Genomic DNA, 16,836 nt, shown 5'->3' with positions numbered 1-16,836 from the left:
GATAAAAGCATTATTGATATAATTCCACGCAAGCATAAACTGATTATGCATTATCACTCCTGAATAATTTTCTATGATTGACCTGAAGCCCTCCATCAATTTTTGGCATGATTTCAAAAGCAACCAAATTGCTGGGATGTGGTTATTTTTAGGGTCACGCCGTTGTTTACAAATTGTCCATCCCTCGATTTTTCAATTGTTGGTCTGGGGAGTGCTTGGCGGCGCGGCTAATACATTATTTAGCTGGTTGGTCGCTGGGCAGGATGGTCAGTTTAATTCTCAAGGTTTAGTGAGTTATGCGCTTTGGCCGTTTCTTGCTCTTATTGTCGGGATTTTTCTTTCACAGCGAACCAATAACGCCCGCTTGATGTTGGTGCCTGCCATTTTATGGTTAGTGCTGGATACCAATATCGCCTTACTGCAAAGTTTTATTCAGTTTCTGGGACAGCTCGATTACCTCCCTTACATTACTTATGACTATTTACCGACACTCTTTATGGTGTTATTTGTCTGGCAAAGTTTGGCTGTGGTTTGGGTATTTGCACGTGAGCTAAAATGGCCGTGGTGGGAACGTGCTTTGATTATGATTGCCACGCTAGTCACACTGGTGGTTTGGCAAGGTTCGGTACGTAGTCAGCCGATCTGGAAAGTTGAAGATGTTGCGCCGACGTTTACTGAAGATGCTTTTTATGCCCAGAGTCGCTTACTCAATCAGTCGCTTGAACAGATCCAATATGGTGAGTTTGCGCAAAGCCACTGGTATTTTCTCGGTGTTGCGGGTGCTAGCTATCAAGATGTATTCAAGTCGGAAATTATGCGGATCAAGGAGCAGTTTGATACACGTTTTGGCACGTTTGGCCGTTCGATGATGTTAATCAATAACCCAGATACCCGCACAGAGGTGCCTATAGCCTCTCAAACAAGTATTGGGGCAGCATTACGTCGTATGGGCCAGCAAATGAATAAAGAAAGCGACGTTTTGTTTTTATACATGACTTCGCATGGTGCGCCCAACGAATTTGAAATGGAAAATGCGCCGTTGGACTTGCATCAGGTCGATCCAAAATGGTTACGTGAAACTCTTGATAAATCAGGGATTCGCTGGCGAGTGATTGTGATTTCGTCGTGCTTTTCTGGAAGTTTTATTCCTGCACTTCAGTCACCTGATACGCTGATTATCACAGCTTCTGCGGCAGATCGTCAGTCGTTCGGCTGTACCAATGAAGCGGATTATACTTATTTTGGTCGTGCCCTGTTTGATCAGGCGATGCGTGATCAACATACGATGAAAGATGCATTTAAGCAAGCTCAGGATACTGTTGCCAAGTGGGAGTCTGCACAAGGCTTTGAACCTTCAGAACCACAATGGGTCATGGGTAAAAATATGGAATTGATGTTGCCACAACTTGAACAACATTTATTCCCTCAACAAAATCTCCCTCAAACTACGACTGCTGCCAAACACGAGGATAAAAAACATGCAAATGTTGCAAAAAAATCGCTGCTTTGATGGTGAACAACGTATTTATCAATGCCCATCCAACGCATTAAAAGGTACAAGTAAATTTGGGGTATTTTTGCCACCAGCGGCATTGAAAGGCGAACAATGTTCGGCATTGTTTTATCTTGCAGGTCTGACTTGTACTGAGGAAACCTTTGCGATTAAGGCGCATGCACAACGATTGGCTGCTCAACTTGATCTGATTTTAATCACGCCAGATACGTCGCCACGTGGTGAAGATGTGGCTCAAGGGGATCATTGGGATTTGGGGTTGGGTGCAGGGTTTTATATTAATGCGACTCAAGCGCCGTGGGCAGAACATTATCAAATGGAACGTTACTTGCTTGAGGAACTTTATCCTTTAGTGCAAGCGGAATTTCCTGTGATTCAAGATCAAATCGGAATTTTTGGCCACAGTATGGGCGGGCATGGTGCCTTAACACTTGCACTCAAATATCCTGAAAAGTTTAAATCAGTTTCTGCTTTTGCACCGATTTGTGCGCCAAGTCAATGCCCGTGGGGTGAGAAAGCTTTTTCAAATTATTTGGGCGATGATCGTGGTGTCTGGAAACAACATGATGCAACCGCTTTAATTGAACAAAAAGGGGCATTATTTGCTGAAATCTTGATTGATCAGGGTTTAGATGATCAATTTTATAGTCAGTTAAATCCCGATTTATTCGAGCAAGCCTGTCATAAGGTGGGACAAAAACTGAGTTTAAGACAGCATGCTGGATATGATCACGGCTATTATTTTATTCAGAGCTTCATGGATGACCATTTGCAGTTTCATGCGGTTCAATTGAAAAGTTAAATTTACAAATAAGAACTATTTTCATTTAATAGCCTCGTCTGACTAGAAATTGCCCTGTAATATGAGTAACATATCGGGGCTTTATTCATTTTACTCTGTAAAATTTGTTCAAACGATCAAAAATAAAATATTAGGCAAACAATGCAAAACTCAGAATCATTTCCTTTAAATCAAGATGAATTAGATTATCCTTCTGCACCAGTACCTCCTGAAAAAACAGGATTAGAATATTCAGGTAAACAGTATCGCTTTCAGTTTCATGGTCAGGCGATGGAATATTTTGGTATTTGGATCGTAAATATTGTATTAACCATTATTACTTTAAGTATTTATGCACCTTGGGCAAAAGTACGCCGTCTTCGCTATTTTTATGGCAATACCGAATTTTTTCATCGTAAGTTTGATTTTACGGGTATCCCTACAAAAATCTTATTTGGACGTTTGATTGCGATTGGAATTTATGTGGCTATTTCAGTCATTTCCCAATATTCAATGACGGCTACGTTGATTGGTATAGCGATTTTATATCTGGCGGTACCGTGGTTAATTCGTGCTACTTTGCGCTTTACAGCTAGAAATAGTAAATATGCCAATAGCCGATTTTACTTTGCAGGAAGTTCTAAAGATGCGTATGTGCTGTTTTTAAAATCTATTTTAATTTATATTTTTACACTGGGTATTTTTACTCCATATTTGATTTATTTATATAAACGTTATTGTATCAATCACTTGTATGCTGGACAGCTCAACTTTCAATTACATGCCAAATGGGCTGAATATATGAAAGCCGTTTATTTTCCAGTATTAATCTTTTTGGTGATTTTAGCAGTTGCAGGTGGGCTGGCTTTCGGATTAATACGTTCAGGTAATTCGGCGGGAATTTATATGGCAATTGCTGTATATATCTTTGGTTTATTGTTTATTGGACCATTGGTGGTTGCCAGAATATTTATTACGACATGGAATAATGTGTCCATCGGTCAAAGTGTGTTTGCAACTGACTGTAATCAGTGGCGTTATACTTGGATTGTTGCAACTAACTGGATTGCCAAAGCACTGACTTTGGGATTAATGTCGGCGTGGGCTGCGGTGCGAATTTATAAATATCAGATTGAGTCACTTACTTTAACCTTAAATGACGACCCTGATGAAATGATGAATTTGGCACAACATGATATTAGTGCCGTTGCAGAAGAAATTAGCGATATTTTTGATATCGATATTTCTTTATAACATCGATAAGTGCTTATGATGTCTTTATCTACTTCTGTTATTTTTTATGATGGTGTGGTATCCAAACCACGCCAAGCTCAGATTTCTCCATTCGACCATAACAGCGTACAAGTTCGTTATGAGGAGGATGGTGAATCCATTCGCCAATATCAGTATCAGGACATGATCTTGATTGGTGCTTTGGGTGAACTAAGACCCGTGATTGAGCTGCCTGATGATGCGCGCATAGAGTTTAGTGACGAATTACCAGATTGGTTTGAACTGGGAAATAAAACACTGCATCATTCCATTTGGAAACTTGAACGTTCACCTACGCTGATTTTGTGTAGTGTGCTTTTTATGGTGGCCTTTGCATTTGGGATTGTAAAATGGGGGATTCCACAAGCTGCACATATTGTCGCGTATCAGTTACCAGAACAGAGTTTAACTCAGCTTGGCAATGAGGCTGAACGATATGTACTCGATTGGACAACGCCGAGTCAGTTGCCAAAGTCACGTCAACAACAGATTCAAAAAGAATATTTGGCCTACGTCGCAGAAGGACAACCTGCTCAACTGGTTTTTCGTGGAGGCGGTCAAATTGGAGCGAATGCCTTGGCATTACCCAATCACACCATTATCTTGACCGATGAGCTAGTGCAACTGGCAAAGAATGATCAGGAAATTATAGGTGTTTTGGCGCATGAGCAAGGACATTTAATCAAACGCCATAGTTTGCAACAGGCTTTATCTAGTTTGGGACTAAGCGTGTTATATGTTGCGATTACTGGGGACAGTTCCGATCTGTTCACCACCATGCCGTTGGCTTTGGCAGGAGCAAATTATTCAAGAAATTTTGAGGCTGAAGCAGATCAATACGCTTTGCAAACTATGCATCGTCATCAAATTCAGGTTATTCATTTTGCCAACTTTCTACAAAGACTGGGTGATGAAGATGAAAGTCAGGATCAGAATTCACCATTTAAATTTCTTTCAACCCATCCAGCAACGCCTGAGAGAATTAAAGCTGTTAAAGCCTTTGAAATGAGACATCAGTCTCAATCATAAGTGTTCATTTAAGTGGTCTGAGCAATAGGAGAACAGCTTTTTCTCCTATTGCCGTGTCCAATCTGCCTGAAATTCTTGTTGTGCCATACGGTTTAAATGATCGAGGACTACATCTTCCAAACGAATATCTTCTGCATTTTCACTGCTGATCAGCACATCTAAATGTTGTTCAAGCGGTGTCAAAGTCACAGTTGCAGTCGGCATAAAAATTTTATAATCCTGCTCTGACTCCGCGACTTCAAATTTATGTTTCCAATGATTGAGCAGACGTTTTGCAATTCGTCGTGCTTCTGGGGTACTAATCGAGGTCGAGCTTTGCATAAACGCTTACACCTATAAAAGATGGTTGAGAAAATAGGAATTACCCTAACAAATTTAACGCTGAAATCGATAGAGAAAATAAAACAGAGTGTTATTTTTTTGCAATTGACCGCAATGCTGAGTTTTGAGTTTGATCCACAGCAAAGTCAGTTTTTGTTATAATCACGTTTTGTTTGCTATTTGCCAGGTCCCGCATGTCCAAGCCTTATTTAATTGCACCCTCTATTCTCTCTGCTGATTTTGCACGTTTAGGTGAAGATGTTGAAAAAGTATTGGAGGCAGGTGCGGATGTGGTGCATTTCGATGTGATGGATAACCACTATGTACCCAATTTAACTTTTGGTGCAGGGGTGTGTAAGGCCTTAAAAAATTATGGGATCAAGGCGCCCATTGATGTGCATCTGATGGTTTCGCCAGTCGATCGTATGATTGGCGATTTTATTGAAGCAGGCGCGGATATTATTACGTTTCATCCTGAAGCTTCCGATCATATCGATCGTTCCTTACAGTTAATAAAGGCTGGAGGGGCTAAAGCGGGCTTGGTCTTTAATCCTGCAACACCTTTACACTATTTAGATTATGTATTGGATAAAGTTGATCAGATTTTACTAATGAGTGTTAACCCTGGATTTGGTGGTCAAAAATTTATTCCGATGACTTTAGAAAAACTCCGTCAGGCACGTCAACTGATTAATGCCAGTGGTCGCGATATTCGTTTAGAAGTCGATGGTGGGGTTGGGCCTGCTAATATTCGTGAAATTGCGGAAGCGGGTGCAGACATGTTTGTGGCAGGATCAGCGATTTTTGGAAAACCAGATTATAAAACGGTCATTGATGAAATGCGTGCTGAATTAGCGAAAGTTGGTGCACAAAACGCTTAATCCTTCTTTTCGATATCATCATTATTACGCACAGTATGAGCATTTATATGGTGCGTAATATTTTATTTTCCTTTTTTCTTAGATATACAACAAAGCCCGCTGTATTGCATTCTCAGTAAAGCGTTGACTATTGTCTTTACTCATAGCGCAAAACTATTCGTCTTACGCCAGAAATAAAGTAATACTTTATTTACCGCTCATGTGGATAACTTTGTTTATAACTCTCTGGATAACTATGTTGATAAGGCGGTGGATAAGCTGCTGATAGAATAATCAAAACGATATCAATCGTTTAAAAAATCCATAAAATCTGTATAAAACTCATTCGATCTGATTTATTTTTATGCGATTTAAGTCATTTATTTTGCTTTATTTTTAATCTGTGAGTCATGTCACGGTTATTGATTAAAAAATAGAAAATGATCAAAATAAATCCTCATAAAATGTAGATAAAAAACGTCAAAATCGGCCTATTTTATCTACTGATGCTCATCAACGTTCCAGAATTGAAAAACAGTTTTATCCTTGATGGATGGGGATAAAATGATTCAGATTTGTATCAAGTCATAAACTTGGTTATGCTGTGTTTATATATCGACTGATCAATGTATTTTTGAGGATATTCAGTTTGCATCTAGCTCAGCGCAGACAGACTTGGTTTGTGTTGCTTATGGTTTTTATCATGAGCTGGAGTGGTGTGGCTGTTGCTTCAGTCAAAAATATGCATGCCTCTATGATGCAACAGACTGCTCAATCGATGTCGCATGTTTCTGATCAATCATCGTGTCATCACATGGGCATGCAAGCTACAAAAGCAGCGCATGCGTCGCATGATTTAAAACATGCCAATACAAGTATGCTGCATTGTGATCAACCAACTTCCTTACATGCTTCTAACGCCGCACAGTCCTGTCAGGATTGTCATCAGTTACATTGTCAAAATCTAAATACGTATGTTGAACATGTGATTCCAACATTGCCGCAACAAACTGTCTTTGCTGCCATCTCAGATTCTCATACGGATTATAGAGGCCAGCATTTTTCTGGTTTCTGGCAAGAAATTCTCAGACCACCCAAAGCCTAATCTCAAATTCAAACTAAATATTCAGTTTTAAATTTTGAGGTTAGTCATGTCTATTTTATTAAAAAATGTCCTTTTTACAGGACTGTGTTTGGCTATTTCGCCGTTTAGTCTAGCGGCGGTCAAAGAATACCATTTGGATATTGCTGAAAAAACCGTCAATATCACGGGAAAACCTGTTCAGCGAATTACCGTTAATGGTCAGTTTCCTGCTCCCAAACTTGAATTTGAAGAAGGTGATGAAGCGGTTATTCATGTTCATAATAGCCTGAAAAATCAGGATTCTTCGATTCATTGGCATGGTTTATTGTTGCCCGGCATTATGGATGGCGTACCTGGGTTTAATGGCTTTCAAGGCATCAAACCTGACGGTTCATTTGAATATCGTTTTAAAATCCGTCAAAACGGAACGTATTGGTATCACGCGCATAGTAAGGGACAAGAGCAGGATGGCTTATATGGCGCTTTTATTGTCTATCCTAAAGATAACAAGCCATTGACAGCACAGGAACAAACTAAACGGGATTATGTGGTGATGCTGTCAGATTTTCATGATTCATCGAGTGAAACATTGATGAAAAATCTGAAAAAGTCTGCCGAATATTATCAAAATCAGCGTGAAACCTTGGGCGATGTATTGCAACAGGTCAAACAACAAGGGCTGAAAGCCACGTGGCAAGATCGTAAAATGTGGAATCAGATGCGGATGCTGAAAACCGATCTGTCAGATGTCACAGGCTATACTTTCTTGGTCAATGGTAAAACGCCAGAACAGAACTGGACTGGCGAATTTACTTCGGGTGAAAAAGTTCGATTACGTTTTATCAATGCATCTGCGATGTCATTTTTTGATGTGCGTATTCCCAACTTGAAAATGACCGTGGTCAGTGCTGATGGGCAAGCTGTCAAGCCTGTCCCAGTGGATGAATTTCGAATTGGGACAGCAGAAACTTATGATGTGATTGTTGAGCCGAAAGCCGCGCATTATCAAATACAGGCTGAGTCGATTGATCGGAGTGGGTTTGCATTGGCAAGTCTGCAAAATGTGGCGATGCCTGCACCACAGCAGATTACCATTCCAGACGCACGACCACGTGCATTGCTCACAATGCAAGACATGGGACATGGCAACATGTCTGATAGTTCAGAACATACAGATCACGCTGCTATGTCAATGCCAATGTCGCAGAAGATGTCTCATACATCCGAACCTTCATCAACCAAATTGTCATCGATGCCAGATATGTCAGAACACATGGATCATGATGCGATGTCACATAAACAGATGACGCAAGAAATATCACATCAGCAAATGACGCATCAGGAAATGATGCAACATGAGACCTCTCATCCGCAAACCCTATTCGAGTCAAAGCAAACCGTACAAGGTTGGGCCAATGCTTCGACTCCACAAGGTGCAAAGGCATTGCGATATCAGGATTTACAATCACTCACCCCACAAACAGATACGCGTCAGCCGACCAAAGAATTAGTGATTCGTTTGGGCGGAAATATGGAACGTTATATCTGGACCATGAATGGCAAAAAATATAATGAGGCTGAACCTTTACAGGTCAAATATGGAGAGCGAATTCGGCTGAAATTTATTAATGACAGCATGATGGCACATCCAATGCACTTGCATGGCATGTTTGTACAATTGGAAAATGGTCAATCTATACAAAATCTTCCAAATAAACACACCCTCATTGTGCCGCCCGGTAAAACAGTGACAGCACTTTTGACCGCAGATGAATTAGGTGAATGGGCGATTCATTGTCATTTGTTGTACCACATGTCGGCGGGCATGATGAATAAACTGATTGTGGCAAAAGTCGATCAATATACACTGCCTAAAGTTTTATCTGAAAATACTGAACAACCTGTTCAAGGAGATCAACATGCGCACCACTAAAATGATGACTGTGTTGATGTTCTCAACAGGCTTTATGATGAGCTCATGGGCTTTTGCTCATGAAGGACATGACATGATGATGTCCAATATGTCGATGTCGGATGGTCAAGATCATACTGAAATGCCAATGCCAGAAAAAAATAAAGTGCAGACAAATAGTGAAGTACCTTCAAATGTGAGTGTTGATGATCATTCAGATCATGATCATCGCCGTGAACATGGCGGACAAATTTATCAGGCAACGAAACTGGACAATCAATGGCGATTGGATAAACACGGGCAGGGCGAGTTTAATACTGAACTGGAAACCTGGATTGGCACAGATCAAAATAAACTTTTCATCAAAGCTCACAGTGAAAAGTCAGAATCTGAGAAAGCTGATTATGCGATTTCGGCATTATATAGCCGAAACATTGCTGATTTTTGGGATGCTCAAGTCGGCTTGCGTTATCGCAGTGAAGCCTTTGAGGCACATCGTCAGGAAGCGGTGGATGCAGCATTTGGTCTACATGGTTTAGCCCCATATTTCTTTGAAACTGATGCCTATATTTATGTCGGTCAAGATCAACATGTCAGCTTAAGTCTGGAAACTGAGCGCGACATTTTGCTGACGCAAAAGCTCATTACTCAACCTTATCTTAAAGCGGATGTTTTAATTCGGGATGAATCTGATAATGCAAAGAAGACAGGCTTAAGCTCTTTGCAAACAGGCGTTCAAACCCGTTATGAGATCAGCAAAAAAGTAATGCCGTTTATTGATGTCGCCTATCGTTATGAAAAAGGGGATCGTGAAACCAGTCGTCAAGTTGCAACCAGTTCAGAATCGGGCTGGCTGTATGGTGCAGGGATTACTTTCAAGTTTTAATTGATTCGTCAAAATAAAGCTGTATAGAATGTCATCACAATTAACCTGATGACATTCTTTTTGCATCTAATCTGGTGCGTCAATGAGCCTAAAACAACAGTACCAACGCTTTTTACTTTCAAATGCTTTTTTTCAATCGCAACGGGAGTTACACACAGACGGCAATTTACTTGCAGATGATGAATATGATTTTTCAGAACAAGACAATATTCAGTCGGAATGGGTGAGTTATTACTATATTCCCCAACTGGATATGGCGCATGAACGTGAATTGCGCAAGGCTTTGGTGCAATGTCATCAGGTCAAATATATTGAGATGGATCATCAAACTCAACATATGGCCATTTTCCATGATGGTGAAGTAGAGGTATTGACCAGTTTATTAAAGAACAAAGTGAAACAGGCGGATTATCAACAAACGCTATCTAATTTTGTGCCTGTCACCACCACCTTAAAACCCGTGATCAAAACCACGCAAATCCTGTCGTGGCTATCTTCGATTTATATTATTTTGTGTCTGGTCACTTTGTGTATGGCAATTCTGGCGACCTCGTTTAGTCTCTTGGCGATGAGTTTGTTGATCCTGATGGATGCCGTGATTTATTTGGTCGCCAATAATGCCATCGTGATTGAGCCTTTGCTTCGAAATAGATTAATTCAGGCATTGGCGTGGTTTGAACTGGTCGCAGCCACTGCTTTAATGATCGGCATTGTATATGATTATTTTAATGCACAGGTTGCATTGGCGGGATTTGTGCTGTTGCAAGGATTGGTGATCCTGACAGCGACTATTTTATCGCGTTATTTGATTGCTAAAGACTATATTAAAAATCGACCTTTGCACTGGAGTCATTTAGTGCGCAATATGGATGTAACAATTGCAATCACGTTGGTGATGGCTGGTGTGCTACTTCAACTCACACAGAACATAAGTATTGATTTGATGATGGCCATGTTGGTGATATTTTTAATTTTTTTACGAGTGTTTAATATTCTGATTTTAAATAAACTCGCACTGAAACCATCAAAATATTGAGTACACAAATGCGTAAATGGATGTACTTTTTATTGATCATCGCGGTCGCGTGGGGCGCTTGGACAACATGGATAAAACCAGCGCCCGATATTCAGACCTTTAGTTCAGATCACAACATTCATATTCAACAATTACAGCCTTATGAAGGAACATTCAGGGTTTTGTCACGTGAGGACTATCACGCTGGGAGAGAGGCTCAATTTTCACCGATGGATATTGCGGTGGGATGGGGCGAAATGGCAAATCCCAGTATTTATAAACAGATTGATATTTCACAAGGCAATCGTTGGTACCATTGGCGTATTGATTCAATTCCTCCAATTTCATTGAATGATATTTCGACACACAGTGCCAATATGCATCTGGTTCCTGCAACGCCAGAGATTGCCAAACAATTACAGCAGCTAAAAAAAGATGATTTAGTTTTCCTCAAAGGTGCTTTAATCGAAATTCAGTCAAGCGATGGCTGGCGTTGGCGAAGTTCCTTATCACGTGAGGATACGGGTGCGGGGGCGTGTGAGTTGATGCGAGTGGATCAAATTATTTGGCGTGAACAATGACGTTTCAAAATCAAAATTGGTCATCCCGATTAAATTGACTATAATCATCGTTTTGGAGGAACGACCTCCCCCAGATGAGGGAAACAATGTCAGGACGACCTGACGCCTGATTATGGAGCATAAAATGGCTTGGGCAATCTTAATTTTGGCGGGACTTTTTGAAGTCATCTGGGCATATTCGATGAAAATGTCAGACGGTTTTACCCGTTTGCTGCCAAGTGTCATTACCATCGTATTTATGGTATTGAGTGTCATATTATTATCAATTTCAATGCGGAGCTTGCCGCTTGGTACGGCTTATACAGTCTGGACAGGAATTGGTGCCATTGGTTCTTTTATCGTGGGTATTTTGATTTTGCATGAACCTATGGGAGCAATGCGCATGATGGCTGCGATTTTAATCGTCTCAGGTCTCGTGCTCATGAAACTGTCATCACCTACTTAAGGTTATTTGGTATGCAGTTATCTTATTGTTATATGGCTTCGCCTGTGGGACAGCTTAAATTAGTGGCGAATGAGCAGGCTTTGGTGGCTATTCTTTGGGACAATGAAAACCCAAAAAGAGTACGTCTGGCTGAATTAATTGAAGATGTATCCCATCCGATTTTATTGAATACCCAACAGCAATTAATCGAGTATTTTTCAGGTCAGCGCAAGGTATTTGATATTCTACTTGATTTTGAAGGAACAGATTTTCAGAAACAAGTCTGGAGTGCCTTACTGACGATTCCTTATGGGGAAACTCGCAGTTATAAACAAATTGCCCAGCAACTTGGTAATGAAAAAGCAGTTCGCGCTGTAGGGGCTGCCAATGGTAAAAATCCGATTTCAATTATCGCACCTTGTCATCGTGTAATTGGAGCGGGAGGAGCATTGGTAGGGTTTGCAGGCGGTTTAGATAAAAAAGAAATTTTACTGCGTTTGGAATTGAATAATATTTGAATTAGCTAAACTGTCACCTCTATAAAATAAGGATAATGAGATGTTTTTATATATCGTTTTTTTCATTGTTATCATGGGGATTGTTGCTTATCTATCTTCGCCTGCATTTAAAGGGAAAATGGGTGAGAGTATGGTGATTGATCATGCGAAACGACATTTAGGCGAAGAATATATCATGCTGAATAACTGCACGATTCCCGATGAGCAAAACGGAACAACACAAATTGATCATATTTTGATTAGCCCATATGGCGTTTTTATTATAGAAACTAAAAATTATACAGGCTGGATTTTTGGCAGTATTAATCAAAAACAATGGACGCAAAAAATCTATAAAAAAGTTATCGTTTTCAAAACCCAATTCATCAGAACTTCAAGCATTTAAAAGTATTGGAGCAAATTCTTGAAGATGTGGTTGCTCCTGAATATCTACATTCAGTCATTGTATTTACATCACGTAGCGAGTTTAAAACCGTCATGCCTGAACATGTTTGTCGGGGTAAAGATTGGATCACACATGTGAAAAAATTTAATCAGGAGGTGATTCCAACTATGAAACAAAAACGCATTAAATATCGGATCGAAAAAGAAATATTGGAGCCTTCATGGAAAACCAATCGTACACATATTGCTAACTTGCAACAGAAAAATTCAGTGACAACGAATATATCTCAATAAATGGCTACATTTCATAGCCATTTATAAGATACGGTTTGTACGTTTTAAAAATTATGCGACTTCATGTTGACGAGCCAAAGCCTGATTTTTTAATAATTGCTTTTCCTGTTCAGATAAAAAAGCCACTTTGAGACCATTTTCCTGCGCAGTTCGGATTTGATCTTCGGTTAAACCTGCTTGTGGTGCTGCAACCTGATATTCATGCTGAATTTCAATGCCTTCTACCGCAGGATCATCGGTATTGATCGTCGCCAAAATCCCATGTTGTAAAAAGTCCTTGATGGGATGTTTTTCAATTGAACTGACCGTGCTGGTTTGTACATTTGATGTGATGCACGATTCAATCCCGATCTGATGCTCAGCTAGATAATCCATCAGCTTTGGATCATGAATAGCTTTGACACCATGCCCGATACGCTCTGCCCCAAGTTCCTGTATGGCTTGCCAGATACTTTCTGGACCTGCGGCTTCGCCTGCATGAACGGTAATATGCCAGCCTGCATTTCGAGCCTGTTTAAATTGATCCAGAAAAAGCGTTCCGGGAAATCCCAGTTCATCACCTGCCAAATCCAAAGCTGTGATATGGGTTTTATGGGTGAGTAAGGCATCGAGTTCAGCCTGACAAGCGGCTTGTCCAAAAGTGCGACTCATAATACCAATCAAATTTGCCTGAATCCCTAAATCACGGCAACCCTGTTGTACGCCGTCAATCACCGCCTCAACCACACCTGCTAAAGGCAGATGATGAGTCATGCCCATATAACCCGGAGAAAAACGTAATTCGACATAGTCTAGACCTTGTTGCTTGGCATCCTCAATATTTTCATAGGCGATCCGTTGGCATGCCTCCAGACTTGCCAAAACCTTGACACCCCAGTCCAGCTTTGCCAAGAAACTGAGTAAATCGGGTTGATTATCCATGACTTGTACGTGTGGACGTAACTCTTCGAGCGTTTGAGCGGGTAGGGCAATATGATATTGCTGTCCCAAATCTAAAATGGTTTGTGCGCGAATATTGCCATCCAGATGTCGATGAATATCGGTGAGGGGGAGGTTTGTTGAAATCATCGGCATTACCTCTCTAGCATTGTTTTATTGTGTTTTTATCTTGGCAGAGATGGATTAAATAAAAAAGTAAGGCGATGTTATTTTTTGCTGATAAGTTGAAAAATGACCATTCATGCATGTTCAAAATAAAAATGCCGTGAGCTTAGAATCACGGCATTTTAAATACAGAATAAATTTAGAAAATCACTTTAGTGGTCAAACCAAGTACCAGTGCATTATCCACTTGATCGGTCGCACCCGGTTGAATGACATATTGCACCACAGGGCGTAACATCAACCACGGTGTGACATAGTGCGAATAGTTCAATTCAATATTGTATTCAGCATCTTCATTAATTAAGGCTTTCTTGTTGTAGATACCATCCCGATAACGATCATTGACATGAATGCGATTGACACCTAAGCCTAACATATCAGTGGGATGATCATCTAATAAGCCCAGATAACGAATCCCGATTTGTTGAGTATTATCAATTTTATTCACAGTGGTGTCATGGAAGGAAATATTGGTAAATCCGTATAAACCCCGTTTGCCGCCATCCACAGAAGTGAATTGTTGATCTGCGGTAAACCAACCTGCATAAGCATGGTCTTTCTGCTCACCTGTAATGACATCTTTGTTTTGGGTTTTATCGGCATTGTTATAAAAAACACCTAGACGATAGCTACCCGGTAAATGGTTAATCCCTTGTTTAGGTTGATAATGCAGTTCAACAGGGACAGTGACACCATCCATGTGGTCGGATTTTAAATTCCAACCCTGATTCTCTTTGATATTGGTCGGGTTAAACTCAAATACACCTACTTGGGCAGAGAGTTCAGGGGTAAATCGATATTTTACAATTCCCGCCCATTGCGCCACGGGTTCGTTATACCAGACATTACCCATCCATTTTCCGTTTTGTGCGGTACAAAACGAGGTACTTTGGAAGTCACATCCCATCGTATTAAAGTATGAACCCATACCGATACGACCAACGCGAACACTCCAACCCGTATCTGTAAAAATCTTTTCAATCGAGAGTTGAGTTAAGCGAGAGTCGACATTGCCGCGACCCCAAGTGGCTTGTGTATTGGCCATTTGTGGCGCACCCGGATACGAAATATTATCAACACTGGTACTTTGACCCTGACGAGCAGTGACAATGGCACGAACTGAAACGCCATTCCAACCCAACATTTTTTCCAGATCCAGACTACTGCCTAACCAGAGCTGACTTGCGAAGGTTGCACCATCTCGTGGTTTATAGCCACCATCTGCCAGATAGTCGGTATCGACATAAAGATTGGCATCAAAATTTACGCCCTGACTGGCGAGCTCTGTCCGTTTTCCATTCCAGTCACCAAACAAATACTTGCTTTGAGGACTGAAAGCATCATCCGCATGACTTAAATTAAAACATGTTATTGCTGTCACAAAGCTAGCAAAGCTTATTTGTTTCAGTCCCTGAATTTTCATTTGACTCAACCACGCATACTTAAAATTTGTCCATTCATTGTTTATCAACAATGAGTTTGAAAAATCTAACCATGTTTTAAAATTTAATCAACAAAAATTCACTTGAATTTTCATATTTAATATTTGACTGAACGGTTTAGTTTTTATGAATAATTTGATTTAAAGTTGTTATAAGTATTTCATTTAGAATTTTTTTTAGAAAATCTGAAAAAAGACCATATTTTCTAGAAGAATGGTGGTAGTCCATAATATATTTTTAAAGTCCCCAGTAAGAAACCTAGATTACTTACTGGGTGTATTATATTTCTTATTAATGACAACTGATGTGTCGCCTGACGGTCCGTTAGGCGACACATCCTCTATCATTTTTGAATTGTTAAACTCAAAAACTTAGCAATCTTTGCGACACATGATGAGAAAATATAACGACACAGCCCATGTCACTATCACAAAGAAGTGACACATTTGGTGTCATTTTGATAAGAGCACATAAATTCATGAAAAGCAGTAATTGTGAAACTTATGTAAAGTAATTTTAGTTTTTTGTTAAAAATACGTCTGTTTGTAATTAATATATAAAACGAACGGAGCTGATAGCTTATTTTTCAAACGACAAATTTTGTCGTAGAACTAGAGTGTTTAACTTATAAAAAATAGGCTCAATGCTACTATTCCAGCTCTAACCTTACCAAAACCTAAAAGAGAGAATTATGTCTGACAAAGTATGGACTACCACTATTATGTTTGATGAAAACTATCGAGTATTTGAATTATCTTTCCCTGGTTTATTTAACTATCCTGAGTTTAATAAACTAAATAAAATGGGAGCATCGGCAGAGGAAAAAGAGAAAAAAAATGAAATGACTCAAAAGAGTATAGAAATAATTAAAAGATACCATAAAGCTGAAAAGCTAGACCTAGCCAATGTGCCGACTATTTTATATGCACATGGTTTTAGCAAAACAGTTAAATTACCAAGTTTTTTTCGTACCCAAGATGGCTTTGTGATTGTCACTGAAGCATGTGCAAATGTACTAAAACAATTTCGTTTAGGGGAAAGTGTACTTTATCCATTGTCATTTTTTGATATTCAATTAAATGAACCTGTAAATGCTCAGACTTACTATTTTTTCAATATTGTTGAGCTAAAAAGCTATTTATGCCCAGAATACTGTACACAAGAGTTGGACAAACGTTCATATACCAAGCATGAAGGTTACCAACTTTTTAGCTTATACCATGCTGATTATGCTGATTATGCGATAGCAGTAGAGAAAGAAGTTTTAGCATGTGATGTCGATTTATGGCAAGATCCAGAATTAAATCACTCAATTTTTATGTCTGATGAACTCAAGAAAGCTCTAGATGAAGCTCAATTGAGTGATGCATGGCAATTATTTTTATGTGACCTTAAATAATAAAATAGATTAGAAAT

16 protein-coding genes and 1 pseudogene are annotated in these 16,836 nt (G+C 39.8%); 14 read left to right on the top strand and 3 right to left on the bottom strand.

The genetic code is table 11. The features are described 5' to 3' along the window. The first annotated feature begins 73 nt into the window (after nt 1–73). The 4 genes from F944_RS04630 (at nt 74) to F944_RS04615 (ending at nt 4,595) form a co-directional block, all read left to right on the top strand. On the top strand, nt 74–1,510 hold the full coding sequence (locus tag F944_RS04630; RefSeq protein ID WP_004987447.1) for a C13 family peptidase: 1,437 nt from the start codon (nt 74–76) through the stop codon (nt 1,508–1,510). Then, nucleotides 1,479–2,315, top strand: coding sequence for an S-formylglutathione hydrolase (gene fghA / locus F944_RS04625; protein ID WP_004987446.1), 837 nt, complete (start codon nt 1,479–1,481; stop codon nt 2,313–2,315). The genes F944_RS04630 and fghA overlap by 32 nt, the downstream gene beginning before the upstream one ends. Nucleotides 2,316–2,456: 141 nt before the next feature. Continuing rightward, nucleotides 2,457–3,548: a YjgN family protein gene (locus tag F944_RS04620; RefSeq protein WP_004987445.1), complete on the top strand. Its 1,092-nt coding sequence runs from the start codon at nt 2,457–2,459 to the stop codon at nt 3,546–3,548. 18 nt (nt 3,549–3,566) lie between these two features. Beyond that, nucleotides 3,567–4,595 carry a M48 family metallopeptidase gene (locus F944_RS04615; RefSeq protein WP_010588998.1) on the top strand — a complete coding sequence of 343 codons (1,029 nt, stop codon included), beginning with the start codon at nt 3,567–3,569 and terminating at the stop codon, nt 4,593–4,595. Between the two features lie 45 nt (nt 4,596–4,640). On the opposite strand, the gene F944_RS04610 is transcribed toward F944_RS04615, so the two are convergent. After that, complete coding sequence (locus F944_RS04610; protein WP_004987443.1) at nt 4,641–4,916, bottom strand: DUF2218 domain-containing protein; 276 nt, start codon at nt 4,914–4,916, stop codon at nt 4,641–4,643. Between the two features lie 194 nt (nt 4,917–5,110). On the opposite strand from F944_RS04610, the gene rpe reads away from it, so the two are divergent. From rpe to F944_RS04565, 9 genes and pseudogenes are all read left to right on the top strand, one after another. Beyond that, the gene (rpe, locus tag F944_RS04605) at nt 5,111–5,797 is read left to right on the top strand and encodes a ribulose-phosphate 3-epimerase (RefSeq protein WP_004987442.1); all 687 of its coding nucleotides are present in this window, start codon (nt 5,111–5,113) and stop codon (nt 5,795–5,797) included. Between the two features lie 682 nt (nt 5,798–6,479). Further along, nucleotides 6,480–6,881: a hypothetical protein gene (locus tag F944_RS04600; protein ID WP_227546608.1), complete on the top strand. Its 402-nt coding sequence runs from the start codon at nt 6,480–6,482 to the stop codon at nt 6,879–6,881. Between the two features lie 46 nt (nt 6,882–6,927). Next, nucleotides 6,928–8,793 carry a copper resistance system multicopper oxidase gene (locus F944_RS04595; protein ID WP_004987440.1) on the top strand — a complete coding sequence of 622 codons (1,866 nt, stop codon included), beginning with the start codon at nt 6,928–6,930 and terminating at the stop codon, nt 8,791–8,793. Beyond that, nucleotides 8,780–9,658, top strand: coding sequence for a copper resistance protein B (locus F944_RS04590; protein WP_004987437.1), 879 nt, complete (start codon nt 8,780–8,782; stop codon nt 9,656–9,658). Before F944_RS04595 ends, F944_RS04590 begins: the two co-directional genes overlap by 14 nt. A gap of 82 nt (nt 9,659–9,740) precedes the next feature. Beyond that, complete coding sequence (locus F944_RS04585) at nt 9,741–10,694, top strand: cation diffusion facilitator family transporter (RefSeq protein WP_004987436.1); 954 nt, start codon at nt 9,741–9,743, stop codon at nt 10,692–10,694. Nucleotides 10,695–10,702: 8 nt separating this feature from the next. Further along, the gene (locus F944_RS04580) at nt 10,703–11,254 is read left to right on the top strand and encodes a hypothetical protein (RefSeq protein ID WP_004987433.1); all 552 of its coding nucleotides are present in this window, start codon (nt 10,703–10,705) and stop codon (nt 11,252–11,254) included. Between the two features lie 124 nt (nt 11,255–11,378). Beyond that, a complete protein-coding gene (locus tag F944_RS04575) occupies nt 11,379–11,699 on the top strand; it encodes a DMT family transporter (protein ID WP_004987432.1) in 321 nt (106 codons plus the stop codon). 11 nt (nt 11,700–11,710) lie between these two features. After that, nucleotides 11,711–12,196, top strand: a complete 486-nt coding sequence (locus F944_RS04570) for a methylated-DNA--[protein]-cysteine S-methyltransferase (RefSeq protein ID WP_004987431.1) — start codon at nt 11,711–11,713, stop codon at nt 12,194–12,196. Nucleotides 12,197–12,236: 40 nt separating this feature from the next. Then, a pseudogene (locus F944_RS04565) lies at nt 12,237–12,874 on the top strand (nuclease-related domain-containing protein). 51 nt (nt 12,875–12,925) lie between these two features. Here F944_RS04565 and add read toward each other — a convergent pair. Together add and F944_RS04555 are read right to left on the bottom strand one after the other, a co-directional pair. Continuing rightward, nucleotides 12,926–13,942: an adenosine deaminase gene (gene add, locus F944_RS04560; protein ID WP_004987428.1), complete on the bottom strand. Its 1,017-nt coding sequence runs from the start codon at nt 13,940–13,942 to the stop codon at nt 12,926–12,928. A gap of 175 nt (nt 13,943–14,117) precedes the next feature. Next, on the bottom strand, nt 14,118–15,401 hold the full coding sequence (locus tag F944_RS04555; protein ID WP_004987427.1) for a carbohydrate porin: 1,284 nt from the start codon (nt 15,399–15,401) through the stop codon (nt 14,118–14,120). Between the two features lie 710 nt (nt 15,402–16,111). Here F944_RS04555 and F944_RS04550 point away from each other — a divergent pair. Continuing rightward, the gene (locus tag F944_RS04550) at nt 16,112–16,819 is read left to right on the top strand and encodes a hypothetical protein (protein WP_004987426.1); all 708 of its coding nucleotides are present in this window, start codon (nt 16,112–16,114) and stop codon (nt 16,817–16,819) included. The last annotated feature ends 17 nt before the right edge of the window (nt 16,820–16,836 follow it).

It is taken from the genome of Acinetobacter ursingii DSM 16037 = CIP 107286 (assembly GCF_000368825.1).
In the GTDB taxonomy this organism is placed as follows: domain Bacteria; phylum Pseudomonadota; class Gammaproteobacteria; order Pseudomonadales; family Moraxellaceae; genus Acinetobacter; species Acinetobacter ursingii.
The sequence above is the reverse complement of the archived record's forward strand: the minus strand, read 5'-3'. Positions and strand labels throughout refer to the sequence as shown.

Bases quoted from the DNA above. Each gene is read 5' to 3' on its own strand.
- F944_RS04630 (WP_004987447.1), top strand. From the start codon at position 74: ATGATTGACCTGAAGCCCTCCATCAATTTTTGGCATGATTTCAAAAGC.
- fghA (WP_004987446.1), top strand. From the start codon at position 1,479: ATGCAAATGTTGCAAAAAAATCGCTGCTTTGATGGTGAACAACGTATT.
- F944_RS04620 (WP_004987445.1), top strand. From the start codon at position 2,457: ATGCAAAACTCAGAATCATTTCCTTTAAATCAAGATGAATTAGATTAT.
- F944_RS04615 (WP_010588998.1), top strand. From the start codon at position 3,567: ATGTCTTTATCTACTTCTGTTATTTTTTATGATGGTGTGGTATCCAAA.
- F944_RS04610 (WP_004987443.1), bottom strand. From the start codon at position 4,916: ATGCAAAGCTCGACCTCGATTAGTACCCCAGAAGCACGACGAATTGCA.
- rpe (WP_004987442.1), top strand. From the start codon at position 5,111: ATGTCCAAGCCTTATTTAATTGCACCCTCTATTCTCTCTGCTGATTTT.
- F944_RS04600 (WP_227546608.1), top strand. From the start codon at position 6,480: ATGAGCTGGAGTGGTGTGGCTGTTGCTTCAGTCAAAAATATGCATGCC.
- F944_RS04595 (WP_004987440.1), top strand. From the start codon at position 6,928: ATGTCTATTTTATTAAAAAATGTCCTTTTTACAGGACTGTGTTTGGCT.
- F944_RS04590 (WP_004987437.1), top strand. From the start codon at position 8,780: ATGCGCACCACTAAAATGATGACTGTGTTGATGTTCTCAACAGGCTTT.
- F944_RS04585 (WP_004987436.1), top strand. From the start codon at position 9,741: ATGAGCCTAAAACAACAGTACCAACGCTTTTTACTTTCAAATGCTTTT.
- F944_RS04580 (WP_004987433.1), top strand. From the start codon at position 10,703: ATGCGTAAATGGATGTACTTTTTATTGATCATCGCGGTCGCGTGGGGC.
- F944_RS04575 (WP_004987432.1), top strand. From the start codon at position 11,379: ATGGCTTGGGCAATCTTAATTTTGGCGGGACTTTTTGAAGTCATCTGG.
- F944_RS04570 (WP_004987431.1), top strand. From the start codon at position 11,711: ATGCAGTTATCTTATTGTTATATGGCTTCGCCTGTGGGACAGCTTAAA.
- add (WP_004987428.1), bottom strand. From the start codon at position 13,942: ATGATTTCAACAAACCTCCCCCTCACCGATATTCATCGACATCTGGAT.
- F944_RS04555 (WP_004987427.1), bottom strand. From the start codon at position 15,401: ATGAAAATTCAGGGACTGAAACAAATAAGCTTTGCTAGCTTTGTGACA.
- F944_RS04550 (WP_004987426.1), top strand. From the start codon at position 16,112: ATGTCTGACAAAGTATGGACTACCACTATTATGTTTGATGAAAACTAT.